Here is an 18,862-nt window from a genome sequence, read left to right on the forward strand (position 1 = left end):
GTATACAGGTACGCGCATGTTCAGTCTTTCGACTGTACGCGTCTTCGCAACCCACTTCCCACCGAAGTTGTTGGTTATCACCGACAGGCAGGTCTTCTGGCTTAGCGTCCTCCTCGCCCGTCCTTCCCAATCTTGCGATCAGTGGTCTTTACGGGGTCGTCAGCATCACAGCAGCGGGGGCTGCGGGGGATTTTCACCCCCTTCCCTACCACAAATGTGGCAAACCTGTTGGTTTACGTTATGGCTGTACGGCACACCCATAACGGCAATTAATAATGTGCTACATTTTACATTTCTGTGAGCAATAGCCTGAGCGGTTGCTCATCTGACGTTAATCTACTCATCCTTACCGGTATATTGACGATAGAACGTGTCGACAAAGCGTAATAAAACTTATCTTTCCTAACACTGTACTTCATCACAAAAATAAAAACTGGTGCAGTTTATGCCCTAAATTTTATTATTTTGTTGCGCTATGACAATTTATTGTTACACCAGATAAATTTTCTTTCTGAAATGATTAAGATACAAAACACTATCAAAAATCGGCAATAGCAAAATATTGCTACTTATATCGATGGAGGGTGAGAACTCTCATTTATCTGCTGGCGGTAAACCTGCGGTGTAACCTGATAGGTCTGGCGGAAGACTTTGCAAAAATAGCTGGTTTGCGAAAAGCCTAAATTACGTGCAATACTGGCAATACTCCAGTCACTATGGCAAAGCAATTCTCTGGCGCTAACCATCCTTTGGCGATTCACCCACGCATTAAATCCGATCCCCTGATATTTCTTGAATAGCTTACTGAAATAATAGGGGCTAAGATAGACATGTGAAGCGACATCCTCCAGACGAAGATCGTCGGACAAATGCGCATCAATATAGCGAAGCGCTTTTTTCATTTTACTGTCATGCGGGCTGGGGCCACGAGCGGTTTTGTTTGTTTCCGATTTCTGCGGATTGTCTTTGATAACCACAAAATTGAGTTGTTTTTTCAGGCAATTCTCAACGATCAGTTTAAGCAGATCGGCGGAAGCGATAACTCGTGAATAGTCCATCTCTGGCACATTCCGAAATTCATTCAACAGCTCAGGGTCAGCCTGCCAGCGATCGTCGACATTAAGAATGTCTACCAGTTCCACGTCATTACTTAATCGAACCTGTCCGCATAAAACAAAGCCAACTAAATGCCCTGCAATTACCAGCGGAATAGAAAAATCCGTTAGCCCGGCATGACAACGATAAATACAGGGTTGATCGGACTTCGATGCCTCCAGTCCCCCGCAGCGATCGCTCATACGACAACGTGTACTATGCTGGGGATGTTGCCGCATCAACTGACAAAACGGCGTGAAATTGAATAGCTCAGATATTTCATCACCATGAATATTGACAACCACAACCGCCAGACCGGTGGCTTGTGCAAAATCCTGTGCGATTTTATTAATGAGTTCTGAGTTCAGAGCGCTCGCAGAAATCATGATAAAACCCCTCAGTTAATTTATTGTTATAAACAAAACACATTATTTACATTCACTTTTTATTACCATTATCCTGGCCCTGATAAAAAGTACAATGACAATACCAAAAGTCTCCCATTGCAGGGAGACGTTTTGATCAGTTCGTGAAAGCAGATCACGAAATTATCTCACCTGTTTTTACGATACATCATTGCTGTGAATCTGGTTCGCATTTTCTTCCGGTTTACAGCGATTACAAGGTAAATTCTTACCAATAAAATAGCGATATATGGCCGCTCCGGCACAGGCGCCGATAACAGGCGCGACAATCGGCACGATAAAGTAAGGGATCTCTCGCCCACCGCTCATCGCCATGTTCCCCCACCCCGCTAACCATGTGAACAGTTTGGGGCCGAAATCACGCGCCGGATTCATTGCAAAACCGGTAAGAGGCCCGGTAGACGCGCCGATAACGGCAACCAGTATCCCAATAAGCAAAGGCGCAAGCGGCCCTTTAGGAACGCCATTGCCATCATCCGTCAATGCCATGATCATGCCCATCAGAATCGACGTAATTACCACTTCCACTAACGCCGCCTGCCATACATTTAGCGCTGCGGCCGGATAGGTACTGAAAATGCTGGCTAATTGCAAACTTTCGACGCTACCGCGCACCATATGATGCGCAGTCTCAAATTCAATAAAAAGGCTACTATAAAGCGCATACGCCAGCAGAGCGCCACCAAAAGCGCCGGCAACCTGGGCAATAATATAAGGCAATACTTTCTGCCTGGGAAAGCAGGCAAACAGCCACAGCGCGATTGTCACCGCAGGATTAAGATGTCCGCCGGAGATCCCGGCCGTAAGGTAAACGGCCAGTGAAATCCCAAGCCCCCAAATAATGCAAATCTCCCATAATCCGAGGCTGGCGCCTGCGACTTTGAGCGCGCTCAAACAACCGATACCAAAAAACAAAAAGAGTCCGGTGCCTAAAAATTCCGCACCACATTGCGCTTTTAGAGAATCATTCATGTGACACCTTCTGAGCAAAGTTCGTGTCCTGACCAGCGCAAGTTTCGGCTGGCGGTAGAGTACAGCTAACCTCACTATAAAAAGTGCCGCCTGTAAATTGTTGGCAACCTGCGGACCTGTCTCCCGGAAAAATCGTGTTGCGATAGCAAAATATTGCTTTCCCTATATTTTTATCAGCCCGTCATACGGGAAATATGAGCTATAAAATACGCCTGTGAGAATAATAAAATATTGCGCAAGCCAACTTATCAAGTTCGAATAAGCATCACATTTTGCGTCTTTCGCCGTATCAAATAAAAATACTTCCGTCACTAACAAAAATGTAAAAATGAAATAATAAAAGCAAAATAATCATATAAATAATAATATATTAAACATTAATTATCAATGAGTTATAAAAACAAAACGCAATTTAATCATATTACTCCCCCATTATTTTATGATACTCAACAGCAAGTCAGCCATTCTTTTTCCTCGCATCTTCTTATAGTCATCACTATCGGGAAAACCCAGGCGAGGTCTTTATGCAACAAGAAGCGTTAGGAATGGTAGAAACCAAAGGCTTAACTGCCGCCATAGAGGCCGCAGACGCAATGGTGAAATCAGCCAATGTGATGTTGGTCGGCTACGAAAAAATTGGCTCAGGGCTGGTAACGGTTATCGTTCGCGGCGACGTCGGCGCGGTAAAAGCGGCTACCGACGCTGGCGCGGCAGCCGCGCGAAATGTAGGAGACGTAAAAGCCGTACACGTTATCCCACGCCCACATACCGATGTAGAAAAAATCTTACCAAAAGGAATTAACCCATGAGTAGCAATGAACTGGTGGAACAGATCATGGCGCAAGTGATTGCCCGTGTGGCGACGCCGGAAAAAACGGTTAGTTCTGATACCCCCCATCCCAAACGAGAGACGGCTATGGCAGAAAAAAGCTGCAGTTTAACGGAATTCGTCGGTACCGCGATTGGCGACACCATCGGTCTGGTGATCGCCAATGTAGACAGCGCCTTGTTAGAGGCGATGAAACTCGAAAAACGCTACCGCTCCATCGGTATTCTTGGCGCCCGTACTGGCGCAGGCCCCCATATTATGGCCGCGGATGAAGCGGTCAAAGCGACTAACACTGAGGTGGTCAGTATTGAGCTACCCCGCGATACCAAAGGCGGCGCGGGTCACGGATCGCTGATCATTTTAGGCGGAAACGACGTTTCCGACGTAAAACGCGGGATCGAAGTCGCACTGAAAGAGCTCGACCGTACCTTCGGCGATGTTTACGCCAATGAAGCTGGACACATCGAGCTGCAATATACCGCACGCGCCAGCTATGCGCTTGAAAAAGCCTTTGGTGCGCCAGTTGGACGCGCCTGCGGCGTAATTGTCGGCGCCCCTGCTTCCGTCGGCGTACTGATGGCTGATACCGCGTTGAAATCCGCCAACGTTGACGTCGTAGCGTATAGCTCTCCGGCACACGGCACCAGCTTTAGCAACGAAGCGATTCTGGTCATTTCCGGCGATTCCGGCGCAGTACGTCAGGCCGTGATCTCCGCTCGTGAAATTGGCAAAACCGTCCTTGCGACCCTCGGTGACGAACCGAAAAACGATCGCCCGTCCTATATCTGATATCCGTGAGGCTGATTCATGAGATCGAAAAGATTTGAAGCGCTGGCGAAACGCCCTGTAAACCAGGACGGTTTCGTTAAGGAGTGGATCGAAGAAGGCTTCATTGCAATGGAAAGCCCGAACGACCCAAAACCGTCTATCAAAATCGTTAACGGCGCCGTCACGGAGTTAGACGGTAAACCGGTGAGTGATTTTGACCTGATTGACCACTTTATTGCCCGTTACGGCATCAATCTGGCGCGAGCGGAAGAAGTTATGGCGATGGACTCCGTAAAACTCGCCAATATGCTGTGTGACCCTAATGTGAAACGCAGCGACATTGTTCCACTCACTACCGCCATGACGCCGGCAAAAATTGTCGAAGTCGTCTCGCAGATGAATGTGGTTGAGATGATGATGGCGATGCAAAAAATGCGCGCTCGTCGTACACCTTCTCAGCAGGCGCACGTCACCAACGTCAAAGATAATCCGGTACAGATAGCTGCGGATGCCGCCGAAGGCGCATGGCGTGGATTTGATGAACAGGAGACAACGGTAGCAGTAGCGCGTTATGCGCCGTTCAACGCTATTGCCCTTCTTGTTGGCTCACAGGTGGGCCGCCCCGGCGTACTGACCCAGTGTTCGCTGGAAGAAGCTACCGAACTCAAACTCGGGATGCTGGGCCATACCTGCTACGCCGAAACAATTTCCGTTTACGGTACGGAACCGGTCTTTACCGATGGCGATGATACGCCGTGGTCGAAAGGCTTTTTGGCCTCTTCTTACGCCTCTCGTGGCCTGAAAATGCGCTTTACCTCCGGCTCCGGCTCAGAAGTGCAGATGGGCTATGCCGAAGGCAAATCCATGCTTTATCTGGAAGCGCGCTGCATTTACATCACCAAAGCGGCTGGCGTTCAGGGGCTGCAAAACGGATCGGTCAGCTGTATTGGCGTACCGTCCGCGGTACCGTCAGGCATCCGCGCCGTATTGGCGGAAAACTTAATCTGCTCGTCGTTAGATCTGGAATGCGCCTCCAGCAACGATCAGACCTTCACGCACTCGGATATGCGCCGTACTGCGCGCCTGCTGATGCAGTTTCTGCCGGGGACCGACTTTATTTCCTCCGGCTATTCCGCGGTACCGAACTACGACAACATGTTCGCCGGCTCTAATGAAGATGCCGAAGACTTTGACGATTACAACGTCATTCAACGCGACCTGAAAGTCGACGGCGGTCTGCGCCCGGTTCGCGAAGAAGACGTTATCGCTATCCGCAATAAAGCTGCCCGCGCGCTACAGGCCGTCTTTGCCGGTATGGGGTTGCCGCCGATCACCGATGAAGAGATTGAGGCCGCAACTTACGCTCACGGTTCGAAAGATATGCCTGAACGCAACATCGTTGAAGATATTAAGTTCGCGCAGGACATCATCAACAAAAACCGTAACGGTCTGGAAGTGGTGAAAGCGCTTGCCAAAGGCGGCTTCCCGGATGTCGCTCAGGACATGCTCAACATTCAGAAAGCCAAGCTGACCGGAGACTACCTGCATACTTCCGCCATTATCGTCGGCAGTGGACAAGTGCTCTCGGCGGTGAACGACGTTAATGATTATGCCGGACCGGCAACAGGTTATCGCCTGCAAGGCGAACGCTGGGAAGAGATTAAAAATATCCCTGGCGCACTCGATCACAACGAACTTGGCTAAGGGGTGAAAAATGGAAATTAATGAAAAACTGCTGCGTCAGATAATCGAAGACGTACTGTCAGAAATGCAAACCAGCGACACGCCGGTTTCGTTTCACGCCCCTTCAGCAACCGCCGCTGCACAAACCACTGCACCTGGCGGAGAATGTTTTTTGACGGAAATTGGCGAAGCGAAACAGGGAACGCAGCAGGATGAAGTCGTCATTGCCGTTGGACCAGCGTTTGGCCTGTCACAGACCGTCAATATTGTCGGATTACCGCATAAAAGCATTCTGCGTGAAGTCATTGCCGGGATTGAAGAAGAAGGTATCAAAGCGCGTGTCATTCGCTGTTTTAAATCTTCCGATGTCGCCTTTGTAGCCGTTGAAGGCAACCGACTGAGCGGGTCTGGTATTTCTATCGGCATTCAGTCAAAGGGTACAACCGTTATTCATCAGCAAGGCCTGCCGCCGCTTTCTAACCTGGAGCTGTTTCCACAGGCACCGCTTCTGACGCTGGAGACCTATCGCCAGATTGGTAAGAACGCCGCGCGCTACGCAAAACGCGAATCACCACAGCCAGTCCCAACGCTGAACGATCAAATGGCTCGTCCGAAGTACCAGGCAAAATCGGCCATTTTGCACATTAAAGAAACGAAATACGTTGTGACGGGTAAAAACCCGCAAGAACTGCGCGTGGCGCTTTAAAAAAGGATACCTCCATGAATACCGAAGCAATTGAATCTATGGTTCGGGACGTGTTAAGCCGCATGAATAGCCTGCAGGGGCAAACCTCTGTGTCGGCCGCCGCGGGAACGTCAACGCACACGGCGAAAGTCAGCGATTATCCGCTGGCAAATAAACATCCAGAATGGGTAAAAACCGCCACCAATAAAACGCTGGATGATTTCACGCTGGAAAACGTACTGAGCGACAACGTCACCGCCCAGGATATGCGAATTACGCCAGAAACACTGCGTATTCAGGCGGCTATCGCTAAAGATGCCGGACGCGATCGCCTCGCGATGAACTTCGAACGCGCGGCAGAGTTAACCGCCGTACCCGACGATCGCATTCTGGAAATCTACAACGCCCTGCGTCCCTATCGCTCCACAAAAGAAGAGCTGATGGCCATCGCGGACGATCTGGAATCACGCTATCAGGCAAAGATATGCGCTACTTTCGTTCGTGAAGCCGCCACGCTGTATGTCGAACGCAAAAAACTCAAAGGCGACGATTAAGCGCGGGAGCGGATATGCAATATATAGCTGGCATAGATATCGGTAACTCCTCAACGGAAGTCGCACTGGCAGCGTTGAGTGATTCAGGCGAGCTGATAATAAAAAGCAGCTCGCTGGCCGAAACCACCGGAATCAAAGGCACATTGCGGAATGTGTTCGGCATTCAGGAGGCGCTTGCGCTTGCCGCAAAAAACGCAGGCATCAATATCAGCGATATTTCGCTTATTCGCATCAATGAAGCTACCCCAGTTATCGGCGATGTGGCGATGGAGACCATAACGGAAACCATCATCACCGAATCAACGATGATCGGTCATAACCCCAAGACCCCCGGCGGCGTGGGTTTGGGCGTTGGCGTAACGATTACGCCGCAAGAACTGCTCACCTGCCCGGCAGATAAACCTTACATTCTGGTAGTCTCTTCCGCCTTTGACTTTGCTGACGTCGCGACCATGATCAATGCCGCTGCGCGCGCCGGTTATCAGCTAACCGGCGTTATCTTACAGCAGGATGATGGCGTGCTGGTCAGCAACCGGCTGGAAAAACCGCTGCCTATCGTGGACGAAGTTCGTTATATCGACCGAATTCCACTGGGAATGCTGGCGGCAATAGAAGTTGCCGTTCCAGGAAAAGTGATCGAAACGCTGTCCAATCCTTACGGCATTGCTACCGTCTTTAATCTTAATTCGGAAGAGACCAAAAATATTGTGCCGATGGCACGCGCGCTAATTGGCAACCGCTCGGCGGTGGTGGTGAAAACACCCTCAGGGGATGTAAAAGCCCGCGCGATCCCCGCTGGCAATATTGAGCTGCTTTCACAGGGACGCACTCAGCGCGTTGACATCGCCGCCGGTGCCGATGCCATTATGAAAGCTGTGAGCAACTGCCCTCGTCTTGATAACGTCACGGGTGAAACTGGCACCAACATCGGCGGAATGCTGGAACATGTCCGTCAAACCATGGCGGAACTGACCAATAAACCCAGCGCTGAAATCTTTATCCAGGATTTATTGGCTGTTGATACCTCCGTTCCGGTGAACGTGACGGGCGGACTGGCCGGAGAGTTTTCCCTGGAGCAGGCAGTAGGCATAGCCTCAATGGTGAAATCGGACCGTCTCCAGATGGCCATGATTGCACGTGAGATTGAGCAAAAACTCAGCATTAACGTCCAGGTCGGCGGCGCAGAAGCGGAAGCCGCTATTTTGGGCGCACTAACCACGCCCGGCACAACGCGCCCACTGGCTATTCTGGATTTAGGCGCAGGCTCAACAGATGCTTCCATCATTAATCCCAAAGGTGAAATTATCGCCACGCATCTCGCTGGTGCGGGCGATATGGTCACGATGATTATTGCGCGTGAGCTGGGACTTAACGATCGCTACCTTGCGGAAGAGATCAAAAAATACCCGTTAGCAAAAGTGGAAAGTCTTTTTCACCTTCGCCATGAGGATGGCAGCGTTCAGTTCTTCCCCGCTCCGCTTCCTCCTGAAGTATTCGCTCGTGTCTGCGTCGTCAAACCAGGTGAACTGGTGCCGCTTCCGGGAGATATAGCGCTGGAAAAAGTGCGCGCTATTCGCCGCAGCGCAAAAGAACGCGTATTTGTCACCAACGCATTGCGGGCGCTACGCCAGGTCAGCCCAACGGGCAATATCCGCGACATTCCGTTTGTTGTCCTGGTCGGTGGTTCGGCGCTTGATTTCGAAGTACCGCAGCTCGTTACCGACGCGCTGGCGCATTATCGTCTGGTGGCCGGACGCGGCAATATTCGTGGGACAGAAGGCCCAAGAAACGCTGTCGCCACAGGGCTGATTCTCTCCTGGCATAAGGCATTTGCTCATGGAAAGTAATCACAATTTACCCGCTATCGTTATCACCACTCTGGGATGCCATATATCCGACTGGCAACACGTATTGCTGGGTATTGAGGAAGAAGGCATACCCTGGGTTGTGCAGGAACAAGAGGCTGGCGAGGTGATCTATCAGGCATGGCTTGCCGCCAGCCGCTCCCCCTTGCTCGTCGGCATCGCTTGCGATCGGGAAAAACTGATAGTGCATTACAAAAATCTTCCCCCATCAGCGCCGCTTTTTACGCTGACGTATCACCAAAACAACCGCGCTCAGCGATGCACCGGCAATAACGCTGCGCGACTGGTTAAAGGCATTCCTTTCAGGGAATGTGACTCATCATCGACAGGAGAAAAGCAGTATGAATAACGCACTAGGACTGGTTGAAACAAAGGGGCTGGTCGGCGCCATTGAAGCCGCTGATGCCATGGTGAAATCTGCCAATGTGCAACTGGTTGGCTATGAAAAAATTGGCTCCGGTCTCGTCACCGTTATGGTTCGCGGCGATGTCGGCGCGGTGAAAGCAGCCGTTGATGCGGGCAGCGTCGCGGCAAGTGCGGTAGGCGAAGTGAAATCCTGCCATGTTATTCCGCGTCCGCATAGCGACGTTGAGGCTATTTTACCTAAATCCGCCTGACTGGCAGCAAATAAGGAGCACAGCGTGAAGCAATCACTGGGATTACTTGAAGTTAGTGGTCTGGCATTAGCCATCAGTTGCGCGGATGTCATGGCGAAAGCCGCTTCCATCACGCTGGTGGGCCTCGAAAAAACTCACGGCTCAGGCTGGACGGTGATCAAAATCACCGGTGATGTGGCCTCCGTTCAGGCGGCCATCATCACCGGCGCAAGTTTTGCCGACCAACGGCATGGTCTGATTGCTCATAAAGTGATCGCCAGGCCAGGAGACGGTATTTTAGCCGTTATCCCCGAATCCGCTCCCGCCATTGCGCAGGCAACGCCGATTAAGGAACCTCAACTGCCGGAAGTACAGCAAGATTTATCGCCTCTTATTAGCTGCAATTTATGCCTGGACCCTGCCTGCAAGCGCCAAAAGGGCGAACCCCGCACGCAATGTCTGCATTCAGGAAAACGAGGCGACGCGTAATGGATAAAACGCTTCTTGAATCCACGGTTCATAAAGTGCTGGATGAGCTGCGCAATCGCCCCATTCCGCTCGGCGTTTCAAATCGGCATATCCATCTCTGCGCCGCAGATTACGCGCGACTTTTCCCCGAACAGGCCATCCGCGAAAAAAAAGCGCTACTGCAACCGGGACAATACGCGGCGGAACAGACCGTCACGCTGGCTGGCCCTAAAGGTCAGTTAAAAAAGGTTCGACTGCTGGGCCCGCTGCGAAGCATAAGCCAGGTTGAAATATCCCGGACCGACGCCAGGACATTAGGTATCACCGCGCCGCTACGTATGTCTGGTGATTTGCAAGGAACCCCGGGCATTCGTCTGATAAGCCCGTTCGCTGAACTGGAGTTAGCGTCCGGGGTCATCGTCGCTCAACGCCACATTCATATGTCCCCGCTTGATGCGCTGATCTTCCGCGTGGCGCATGGCGATACCGTTTCTATCGCCATTGAAGGCAGCGAACGCAGGCTTATTTTCGACAATGTCGCAATTCGCGTCTCGCCGGATATGCGTCTGGAGATGCATATCGACACGGATGAAGCTAATGCCGCCGGCGCCGACGATCCTCATACTTTCGCTTCTTTGGTAGCCCGACGATGAACGAAGACAAAGTACAACGCATTGCTGAAGAGGTCGTCTTTCGTCTGCAGCGACGGGCGCAAAGCAATATTGCGCTTAGCACAGCCCAGCTCCGGGACGCCGATTCACGCACGCTGTTTTCCCGGTATGGCAATCTGCGCATTTTGCTGGCGGATCTGCCTTTGCTCAGGGGAATTGCCGAACAAAACGACAACGATATTGCTGCCATAAAGCTCCACTACGCACTTGCGCTGGGGATCAATGTACAAATATCGCTATGCCGTTCTTTGTTGACGTCCTTACCGGTGAAAAAGCTGGCGCGTCTGCCGTTGAGCTTCTGTGATGAAAATGGTCAGTCCATCATTCTGCACTCAGGTCAGCTCCTGAGTTATGCCGATGTTGCCCGACTAAGGCGCCAGATTCTGGTACTTCGTCGCCGATGCATCGTTACCGCACTGGCCCACGAAGCGGCCAGCGTCCGAAACATTCAACTGATTAGGCAGGAGTAAATCATGCATCTGGCTCGCGTCACAGGCGCAGTGGTCTCCACGCAAAAATCCCCCTCTCTGGTCGGGAAAAAGCTCTTACTGGTACGCAGAGTCAGTGCTGACGGACACCTTCCGCAACAGCCAGCGAATGGCGACGAAGTTGCCGTTGACTCCGTAGGCGCTGGCGTTGGCGAACTGGTTCTGCTCAGTAGCGGCTCCAGCGCCAGGCATGTTTTTTCCGGTCCTAACGAAGCCATCGATCTCGCAGTTGTCGGTATTGTCGACACGCTTTCACGTTGAGGTGAACTATGACGATTTACACCCGAACTGGCGATGCAGGTACTACGGCTTTATTTAGCGGACAACGCGTCAGTAAAACGCATCCACGCGTCGAAGCGTATGGCACGCTGGATGAGCTCAATGCCGCGTTAAGCTTATGCGTGTGCGCCACACACCATCCACAGCATCGTCGCTTTCTCGAATCCGTCCAGCAGCAAATATTCTGGTTTAGCGCCGAACTGGCCAGTGAAAGTGAGCAACCTAACCCAGGCCAGCGTTATATCAGCACCGAAGAAATTGCCGTACTGGAAGCGACGATAGACGCGGCAATGTCACGCGTTGCCGTTGTACACAGTTTTATTTTACCGGGTCGCTGCGAAGCGGCGAGCCGCCTGCACTTCGCACGAACGCTTACGCGTCGAGCCGAAAGACGCCTGGTGGAGTTGAGCGCGGATATCGCCGTCAGACAGGTACTCATGCGTTACATCAACCGTCTGTCCGACTGTCTGTACGCACTGGCGCGCGCAGAAGATCATGACGCTCACCAGCGCCACATTATTAACGAAGTGACCAGGCGTTATCTCGCCTCAACTTATCCCTCAGCCATTAAGGAATCTTCTATGTCCCTTTCGTTTCAGGAGCTCCATCAGCTAATTCGCTCCGCCGTGGCGCGGGCAGAAGAGCTTCATGTTCCGGTTGTTATCAGCATTGTCGATGGTAACGGCACGCCAACCGTGACCTGGCGGATGCCCGACGCGTTGCTGGTCAGCAGCGAACTGGCACCCAAAAAAGCCTGGACCGCCGTGGCCATGAAATCCGCCACCCATGAACTCGCCTCCGCCGTCCAGCCTGGCGCTGCGCTTTATGGTCTGGACACCCATATGCAGGGGAAAATCGTCACCTTTGGCGGCGGATTTGCATTGTGGCGTAACGGCGCACTGATTGGCGGTCTTGGTATCAGCGGCGGAAGCGTTGAACAGGACATGGATATTGCACAAGCCGCCATTGCGGCGATTGACGTGAGAACATATCAATGAATACATCTGAACTTGAGATGCTGATCCGCAATATTTTAAGCGAACAGCTAACGCCGGAAAAAACGCAAACTAAAGGAAACGGTATTTTTCAGACTGTTGATGAGGCGATTCGCGCTGCGCATCAGGCTTTCTTACGCTACCAACAATGCCCGCTAAAAACGCGTAGCGCCATTATTCACGCTATTCGCGCGGAGTTGGCGCCGCATCTGGCTTCGCTGGCGGAAGAAAGCGCAGCCGAAACGGGAATGGGCAATAAAGAAGATAAACTCCTCAAAAACAAAGCCGCGCTGGATAACACACCGGGTATTGAAGATCTCACCACAACGGCGCTCACCGGCGACGGCGGGATGGTGCTGTTTGAATATTCGCCGTTTGGCGTTATCGGCTCCGTTGCGCCCAGCACTAACCCGACAGAAACGATTATTAATAACAGTATCAGTATGCTGGCGGCGGGAAACAGCGTTTATTTTAGCCCTCATCCCGGCGCAAAATCGGTGTCGCTCAAGCTGATCGGGATGATCGAAGAGATCGCTTTTCGCTGCTGCGGCATACGTAATCTGCTCGTCACCGTGGCAGAACCTACCTTTGAAGCGACACAGCAGATGATGTCGCATCCTGATATCGCCGTGCTGGCGATTACGGGCGGCCCGGGTATTGTCGCGATGGGCATGAAAAGCGGCAAAAAAGTGATTGGCGCTGGTGCAGGGAATCCGCCCTGCATCGTCGATGAAACCGCCGATCTGGTTAAAGCGGCGGAGGATATCATTAACGGCGCTGCCTTTGATTACAATCTGCCCTGTATTGCCGAGAAAAGCCTGATTGTTGTCGAGAGCGTTGCAGAACGCCTGATTCAGCAGATGCAAGCGTTTGGCGCGCTGCTTCTCAGCCCGTCGGACACCGATAAATTACGTACCGTCTGTCTACAGGATGGTCATGCGAATAAAAAACTGGTGGGTAAGAGCCCGGCGACGCTACTGGAAGCATCAGGCATCGCAACACCGGCAAAAACGCCTCGCCTGCTCATCGCGGTGGTGAATGCCGAAGATCCGTGGGTCACGTGTGAACAACTGATGCCCATGCTGCCCATTGTGAAAGTCAGCGATTTTGATAGCGCGCTGGCGTTGGCGCTAAAAGTCGAAGCGGGCCTTCACCATACCGCGATTATGCACTCAGAAAACGTGTCACGTCTGAATCTGGCGGCGCGTACCTTACAGACCTCCATATTCGTTAAAAATGGCCCGTCTTATGCGGGTATCGGCGTCGGCGGAGAAGGTTTTACCACCTTCACTATCGCCACGCCGACCGGAGAAGGTACGACGTCAGCACGCACATTCGCCCGTTCGCGGCGTTGCGTACTCACTAACGGCTTTTCTATCCGCTAACGAGGTTGTAATGAATACCTTTTCACTACAAACCAGGCTGTATAGCGGTCAGGGCAGTCTGAAGGCGCTTAAGCGTTTTACGAATAAACATATCTGGATTATCTGTGATGCTTTTCTGGCGCGATCGCCGCTGCTTGATACGCTGCGTAATGCCTTGCCAGCAAATAATCGTCTCAGCATTTTTAGCGACATTACGCCGGATCCTACTATCGGTACGGTCGTACAGGGTATTACGCAAATGCAGTCCCTGAATCCTGATGTTGTGATTGGTTTTGGCGGCGGTTCCGCGCTGGATGCTGCAAAAGCTATCGTCTGGTTCAGCCGAGAATTTGGCATCGAAATTGAAACCTGCGTGGCTATCCCTACTACCAGCGGAACGGGATCTGAAGTCACGTGCGCCTGTGTTATTAGCGATCCTGATAAAGGAATTAAATATCCATTATTTAATAACTCGCTTTATCCTGATATGGCTATTCTCGATCCGATGCTGGTAGTCAGCGTACCCGCCACTATTACGGCGAATACGGGTATGGATGTGTTGACCCACGCGCTGGAGGTCTATGTTTCGCTACGCGCCAACGACTTCACTGATGCCCTGGCGGAAAAAGCGACGCAAATCGTCTTTCAGTATCTTCCCGTAGCGGTCAATAAAGGCGACTGTCTGGCGACGCGCGGCAAAATGCACAATGCGTCAACGTTGGCCGGTATGGCGTTCAGCCAGGCCGGACTTGGTTTAAACCATGCCATCGCCCACCAGTTAGGCGGACAGTTTCATCTGCCGCACGGGCTTGCCAACGCTCTATTGCTTACCTCCGTTATCCGCTTTAATGCACACGACTCACGCGCGGCGAAGCGATACGCCAGGCTCGCCAAAGCCTGCCGTTTATGCCCGGAAAGCGCTAACGAAACGACTTGCCTCAATGCGTTAACACAGCGCGTTGAACAGCTCAAAAAGCAGTGCGCCATCCCAACGCTTGCTGAAGCGCTGAAAGATAAAAAACAAGCTTATACGCCGCGTATCCCTGCTATGGCGGAAGCGGCGCTGGCGGATATCACGCTGCAAACCAATCCGCGTACTGCCGATGCCATCGCTATTAGCGAGCTACTGGAGGCGCTGTTATGAATACTGCTTCAACCGTCAACCTCGCCGATTGCGACGCGCAAACTATCCGCGATCGCGTGCGCGCCGCTGGCGTGACGGGCGCTGGCGGCGCAGGATTTCCTACTCACGTAAAATTACAGGCGCAGGTCGACACATTTTTGGTTAACGCCGCCGAATGCGAACCTATGCTCAAAGTCGATCAGCAACTGATGGCCTTACAAGCTTCACGGCTGATTCGTGGCGTACAGTACGCCATGAGAGCAACCGGCGCGCGTGAGGGCATCATTGCGCTTAAAGAAAAATATCAGACGGCAATCAAAGCGTTGACGCCGTTACTGACGCCAGCCATCCGATTGCATATGCTGCCGGATGTCTACCCTGCCGGTGATGAAGTATTAACGATATGGCTGGCAACAGGTCGTCGCGTCCCGCCAGCCGCGCTGCCTGTCAGCGTTGGCGTGGTGGTGAACAATGTGCAGACGGTACTGAATATCGCCAGAGCAGTTGAACAGCAGTATCCGGTTACTCGCCGAACGCTAACGGTCAATGGCGCAGTCGCAAGGCCGCTGACATTAACGGTTCCGCTGGGAATGCAGTTACGCGACGTGCTGGCGCTTGCGGGTGGCGCAACGGTGGACAATCCCGGGTTTATTAATGGCGGTCCGATGATGGGAAATCTGCTCCCTTCTCTGGATGCGCCCGTCACCAGGACGACCGGCGGCCTGCTGGTCTTGCCAAAAACGCATCCTTTGATCGCGCGTCGGATGCAAGACGATCGCACAATTCTCGCGATCGCCAGGACGGTTTGCGAGCAATGTCGGTTATGTACGGAGCTCTGCCCAAGACACTTAATCGGTCATGAGCTATCGCCGCATCTGCTGGTGCGCGCCGTTAATTATCACCAGGCCGCGACGCCCCAGCTCTTACTCAGCGCACTGACCTGCTCGGAATGTAACGTTTGTGAAAGCGTCGCCTGCCCGGTGGGCATCTCCCCGGTTCGCATCAATCGGATGCTTAAGCGCGAACTCAGGGCGCAGCATCAGCGCTACGAAGGACCGCTCCACCCGGCGGATGAGATGGCGAAGTACCGTCTGATTCCCATCAAACGGCTGATCGCCAAACTGGGTTTAAACGACTGGTATCACGACGCGCCATTCAACCCGTTCGAACCGCAGCCTGACAGGGTCATATTACTGCTGCGCCAGCATATCGGCGCCAGCGCGATCCCCTGCGTACAAAAAGGCGATCGCGTAGTGAGAGGACAATGTATCGCTGACATCCCGCAAGACGCATTAGGCGCGCCCATTCACGCCAGTATTGATGGCATCGTTCACGAAATCACCGATGAGGCCATCACGGTCGTAAGAGGTTAATTATGTCTCAGGCAATAGGTATTTTAGAACTCACCAGCATCGCCAAAGGAATGGAAGCTGGCGATGCGATGCTAAAAAGCGCCAATGTGTCGCTCCTGGTGAGCAAAACAATCTGTCCGGGTAAGTTTTTATTGATGCTGGGCGGCGATGTCGGCGCAGTGCAACAGGCAATAGCCGCGGGCGTCTCTCTGGCAGGTGAGATGCTCCTCGACAGCCTGGTGCTGGCGAACATCCATGCCAGCGTCTTACCCGCCATTAGCGGGTTAAACGCCGTGGAGCAGCGTCAGGCGATTGGTATTGTTGAAACCTGGAGCGTGGCTGCCTGTATCAGCGCCGCCGATCGGGCGGTAAAAGCCTCCAGTGTGACATTGGTACGCGTCCACATGGCCTTCGGCATTGGCGGGAAGTGCTATATGGTCGTGGCGGGTGATATCTCTGATGTTAATAACGCCGTGACGGTAGCCAGCGAAAGCGCCGGGGAGAAAGGGCTATTGGTTTACCGTTCTGTGATCCCACGTCCGCATGAGGCTATGTGGCGACAGATGGTGGAGGGATAATGGAAATACACACCACGACCGAACGTATGATTCAGGAATACGTCCCCGGTAAACAAGTGACGCTGGCGCATCTGATCGCCAATCCCGGTAAGGATTTATTTAAAAAACTGGGCCTGCCGGATGCGGTTGCCGCCATCGGCATTTTAACGATTACGCCCAGCGAAGCGTCTATCATTGCCTGCGATATCGCCACAAAATCAGGCGCCGTCGAGATCGGTTTTCTGGATCGTTTCACGGGCGCAGTGGTGCTGACCGGCGATGTTTCAGCCGTTGAGTATGCGCTTAAACAAGTCACGCGCACTCTGAGCGAAATGATGCGTTTCACCTCATGCCCCGTTACGCGGACGTAATGCCATGAAACGCATCATGCTCATTGGCCCTTCGCAGTGCGGTAAAACCTCATTAACGCAGTGCTGGCGTGGAGAGACGCTCCATTATCAAAAAACGCAGACGATTATCTGGTCCCCCGCCGCCATCGACACGCCAGGGGAATATCTGGAAAACCGTTGTCTCTACAGCGCCCTGCTGACCAGCGCCTGCGACGCGGAGGTTATCGCACTGGTACTTAACGCTGACGCCGCGTGGTCGCCTTTTTCACCGGGGTTTACCGCACCGATGAATCGCCCCACTATCGGGATCGTCACCAAATCTGATTTAGCCAGTCCACCGCAGATTTCCTGTGTCCGCACCTGGCTGGAACAGGCTGGCGCGCAACAGTTTTTTATCACCAGCTCGGTAACAAAATCCGGATTTGATGAAATGGCTGCTTTTTTGAATGCTAAGGAATCTTTATGACGCACAACATAATGGCAATTAACGCGGGCAGCTCATCGCTGAAATTTCAGTTACTGGCGATGCCGCAGGGCGACATGCGCTGCCAGGGGTTGATTGAGCGTATTGGAATGGCGGATGCGCAGGTGACAATTAAGACGCTCAGCCAAAAATGGCAGGAAACCGTCCCCGTTGCCGATCATCGCGATGCGGTAACGCTGCTGCTGGAAAAGCTGCTGGGTTATCAAATCATTAACAGTCTGCGGGACATTGACGGGGTGGGCCATCGTGTGGCGCACGGCGGTGAGTTTTTTAAAGACTCGACGCTGGTCACGGATGAAACGTTAGCGCAAATCGAACGTCTTGCTGAACTGGCTCCGCTTCACAACCCGGTAAACGCATTGGGTATTCACGTTTTTCGTCAACTGTTGCCTGATGCCCCTTCCGTAGCCGTGTTTGATACGGCATTTCACCAGACGCTGGATGAACCCGCCTATATTTACCCGCTTCCCTGGCGTTATTACGCCGAACTGGGGATTCGCCGTTATGGCTTTCATGGCACCAGCCATAAGTATGTCAGCGGCGTTCTGGCTGAAAAGCTGGGCGTACCACTCAGCGCATTACGGGTGATTTGTTGTCATCTTGGAAACGGTAGTAGCGTCTGCGCCATCAAAAACGGGCGTTCGGTCAATACGTCGATGGGCTTTACGCCGCAGTCAGGCGTGATGATGGGCACCCGTAGCGGAGATATTGATCCCTCTATTCTGCCGTGGATAGCCCTGCGCGAAAGCAAAACGCCGCAACAGTTGAATCAGTTATTAAATAATGAGTCAGGCTTGCTGGGCGTTTCTGGCGTGTCGTCTGATTACCGCGATGTCGAACAGGCAGCCAATACCGGTAACCGGCAGGCTAAACTCGCTCTCACCCTGTTTGCCGAACGCATTCGCGCCACCATTGGCAGTTATATCATGCAAATGGGTGGACTGGATGCGCTGGTATTCACTGGGGGCATTGGTGAGAACTCAGCGCGCGCCAGATCGGCGGTTTGCCATAATTTGCAATTTTTAGGCTTAGCCGTTGATGAAGAGAAAAATCAGTGTAATGCGACATTTATCCAGACGGAGAACGCCCTGGTGAAAGTCGCCGTCATCAACACCAACGAAGAGTTAATGATCGCACAAGACGTTATGCGCATTGCGCTACCGGCCACGGAAGGGCTTTGTGTATCAGCCTGAGAGCGTTATACGACGAATTGCGGCAAGTCATGGTAATAGCGCCTTTACCATGACACTATGCGCGCA

General features: G+C 52.5%; 22 protein-coding genes and 1 riboswitch. Of the genes, 20 read left to right on the top strand and 2 right to left on the bottom strand.

The annotated features are described in order from the left end of the window. Positions 1 to 69: 69 nt before the first annotated feature. Positions 70 to 244: riboswitch (cobalamin riboswitch) on the bottom strand. 325 nt (positions 245 to 569) lie between these two features. Together pocR and pduF are read right to left on the bottom strand one after the other, a co-directional pair. Continuing rightward, positions 570 to 1,481: a transcriptional regulator PocR gene (gene pocR, locus AC3G3F_RS21805; RefSeq protein ID WP_023245831.1), complete on the bottom strand. Its 912-nt coding sequence runs from the start codon at positions 1,479 to 1,481 to the stop codon at positions 570 to 572. Between the two features lie 177 nt (positions 1,482 to 1,658). Continuing rightward, positions 1,659 to 2,492, bottom strand: a complete 834-nt coding sequence (gene pduF, locus AC3G3F_RS21810; RefSeq protein WP_023245832.1) for a propanediol diffusion facilitator PduF — start codon at positions 2,490 to 2,492, stop codon at positions 1,659 to 1,661. A 524-nt stretch (positions 2,493 to 3,016) separates the two neighbouring features. On the opposite strand from pduF, the gene pduA reads away from it, so the two are divergent. Genes pduA through pduW form a run of 20 tightly spaced genes read left to right on the top strand, consistent with a single transcriptional unit; the run spans position 3,017 to position 18,796 of the window. Then, entirely contained in the window at positions 3,017 to 3,301 is a 285-nt protein-coding gene (gene pduA, locus AC3G3F_RS21815) for a propanediol utilization microcompartment protein PduA (RefSeq protein WP_001183617.1), read from the top strand. Then, positions 3,298 to 4,110: a propanediol utilization microcompartment protein PduB gene (gene pduB / locus AC3G3F_RS21820; RefSeq protein WP_023245833.1), complete on the top strand. Its 813-nt coding sequence runs from the start codon at positions 3,298 to 3,300 to the stop codon at positions 4,108 to 4,110. The genes pduA and pduB overlap by 4 nt, the downstream gene beginning before the upstream one ends. 18 nt (positions 4,111 to 4,128) lie before the next feature. After that, on the top strand, positions 4,129 to 5,793 hold the full coding sequence (gene pduC, locus AC3G3F_RS21825) for a propanediol dehydratase large subunit PduC (protein ID WP_488395761.1): 1,665 nt from the start codon (positions 4,129 to 4,131) through the stop codon (positions 5,791 to 5,793). Positions 5,794 to 5,803: 10 nt separating this feature from the next. After that, the gene (pduD, locus tag AC3G3F_RS21830) at positions 5,804 to 6,478 is read left to right on the top strand and encodes a propanediol dehydratase medium subunit PduD (protein ID WP_000405056.1); all 675 of its coding nucleotides are present in this window, start codon (positions 5,804 to 5,806) and stop codon (positions 6,476 to 6,478) included. A 14-nt stretch (positions 6,479 to 6,492) separates the two neighbouring features. Further along, positions 6,493 to 7,011 (top strand): propanediol dehydratase small subunit PduE, encoded by a 519-nt coding sequence (gene pduE / locus AC3G3F_RS21835; protein ID WP_053510294.1) that lies wholly within the window; start codon positions 6,493 to 6,495, stop codon positions 7,009 to 7,011. Positions 7,012 to 7,025: 14 nt separating this feature from the next. Further along, positions 7,026 to 8,858, top strand: a complete 1,833-nt coding sequence (locus AC3G3F_RS21840) for a diol dehydratase reactivase subunit alpha (protein WP_053510295.1) — start codon at positions 7,026 to 7,028, stop codon at positions 8,856 to 8,858. Further along, the gene (locus AC3G3F_RS21845; RefSeq protein ID WP_023179472.1) at positions 8,848 to 9,225 is read left to right on the top strand and encodes a glycerol dehydratase reactivase beta/small subunit family protein; all 378 of its coding nucleotides are present in this window, start codon (positions 8,848 to 8,850) and stop codon (positions 9,223 to 9,225) included. Before AC3G3F_RS21840 ends, AC3G3F_RS21845 begins: the two co-directional genes overlap by 11 nt. Further along, the gene (gene pduJ / locus AC3G3F_RS21850; protein WP_001057756.1) at positions 9,218 to 9,493 is read left to right on the top strand and encodes a propanediol utilization microcompartment protein PduJ; all 276 of its coding nucleotides are present in this window, start codon (positions 9,218 to 9,220) and stop codon (positions 9,491 to 9,493) included. The genes AC3G3F_RS21845 and pduJ overlap by 8 nt, the downstream gene beginning before the upstream one ends. Beyond that, positions 9,494 to 9,961, top strand: coding sequence for a BMC domain-containing protein (locus AC3G3F_RS21855; RefSeq protein ID WP_264165436.1), 468 nt, complete (start codon positions 9,494 to 9,496; stop codon positions 9,959 to 9,961). Further along, positions 9,961 to 10,593, top strand: a complete 633-nt coding sequence (locus tag AC3G3F_RS21860) for a phosphate propanoyltransferase (RefSeq protein ID WP_053528897.1) — start codon at positions 9,961 to 9,963, stop codon at positions 10,591 to 10,593. Before AC3G3F_RS21855 ends, AC3G3F_RS21860 begins: the two co-directional genes overlap by 1 nt. Beyond that, positions 10,590 to 11,081, top strand: a complete 492-nt coding sequence (pduM, locus tag AC3G3F_RS21865) for a microcompartment protein PduM (protein WP_053528896.1) — start codon at positions 10,590 to 10,592, stop codon at positions 11,079 to 11,081. The genes AC3G3F_RS21860 and pduM overlap by 4 nt, the downstream gene beginning before the upstream one ends. A gap of 3 nt (positions 11,082 to 11,084) precedes the next feature. Then, positions 11,085 to 11,360: a EutN/CcmL family microcompartment protein gene (locus AC3G3F_RS21870; protein ID WP_023179480.1), complete on the top strand. Its 276-nt coding sequence runs from the start codon at positions 11,085 to 11,087 to the stop codon at positions 11,358 to 11,360. Positions 11,361 to 11,368: 8 nt separating this feature from the next. After that, positions 11,369 to 12,376, top strand: coding sequence for a two-domain cob(I)yrinic acid a,c-diamide adenosyltransferase PduO (pduO, locus tag AC3G3F_RS21875; RefSeq protein ID WP_063390582.1), 1,008 nt, complete (start codon positions 11,369 to 11,371; stop codon positions 12,374 to 12,376). Beyond that, a complete protein-coding gene (gene pduP, locus AC3G3F_RS21880; protein ID WP_023245841.1) occupies positions 12,373 to 13,758 on the top strand; it encodes a CoA-acylating propionaldehyde dehydrogenase PduP in 1,386 nt (461 codons plus the stop codon). The genes pduO and pduP overlap by 4 nt, the downstream gene beginning before the upstream one ends. A gap of 10 nt (positions 13,759 to 13,768) precedes the next feature. Beyond that, positions 13,769 to 14,881: a 1-propanol dehydrogenase PduQ gene (locus AC3G3F_RS21885; RefSeq protein WP_070803862.1), complete on the top strand. Its 1,113-nt coding sequence runs from the start codon at positions 13,769 to 13,771 to the stop codon at positions 14,879 to 14,881. Continuing rightward, positions 14,878 to 16,233, top strand: a complete 1,356-nt coding sequence (locus tag AC3G3F_RS21890; protein WP_053528892.1) for a 4Fe-4S dicluster domain-containing protein — start codon at positions 14,878 to 14,880, stop codon at positions 16,231 to 16,233. Before AC3G3F_RS21885 ends, AC3G3F_RS21890 begins: the two co-directional genes overlap by 4 nt. Positions 16,234 to 16,235: 2 nt before the next feature. Continuing rightward, a complete protein-coding gene (gene pduT, locus AC3G3F_RS21895) occupies positions 16,236 to 16,790 on the top strand; it encodes a propanediol utilization microcompartment protein PduT (protein ID WP_088733867.1) in 555 nt (184 codons plus the stop codon). Then, the gene (pduU, locus tag AC3G3F_RS21900) at positions 16,790 to 17,140 is read left to right on the top strand and encodes a propanediol utilization microcompartment protein PduU (protein WP_000402456.1); all 351 of its coding nucleotides are present in this window, start codon (positions 16,790 to 16,792) and stop codon (positions 17,138 to 17,140) included. The genes pduT and pduU overlap by 1 nt, the downstream gene beginning before the upstream one ends. A gap of 4 nt (positions 17,141 to 17,144) precedes the next feature. After that, entirely contained in the window at positions 17,145 to 17,585 is a 441-nt protein-coding gene (gene pduV, locus AC3G3F_RS21905) for a EutP/PduV family microcompartment system protein (RefSeq protein ID WP_088733866.1), read from the top strand. After that, a complete protein-coding gene (gene pduW / locus AC3G3F_RS21910; RefSeq protein WP_088733865.1) occupies positions 17,582 to 18,796 on the top strand; it encodes a propanediol utilization propionate kinase PduW in 1,215 nt (404 codons plus the stop codon). The genes pduV and pduW overlap by 4 nt, the downstream gene beginning before the upstream one ends. Positions 18,797 to 18,862: the final 66 nt, after the last annotated feature.

The sequence above is a fragment of the Salmonella sp. FC25216 genome (assembly GCF_057751355.1).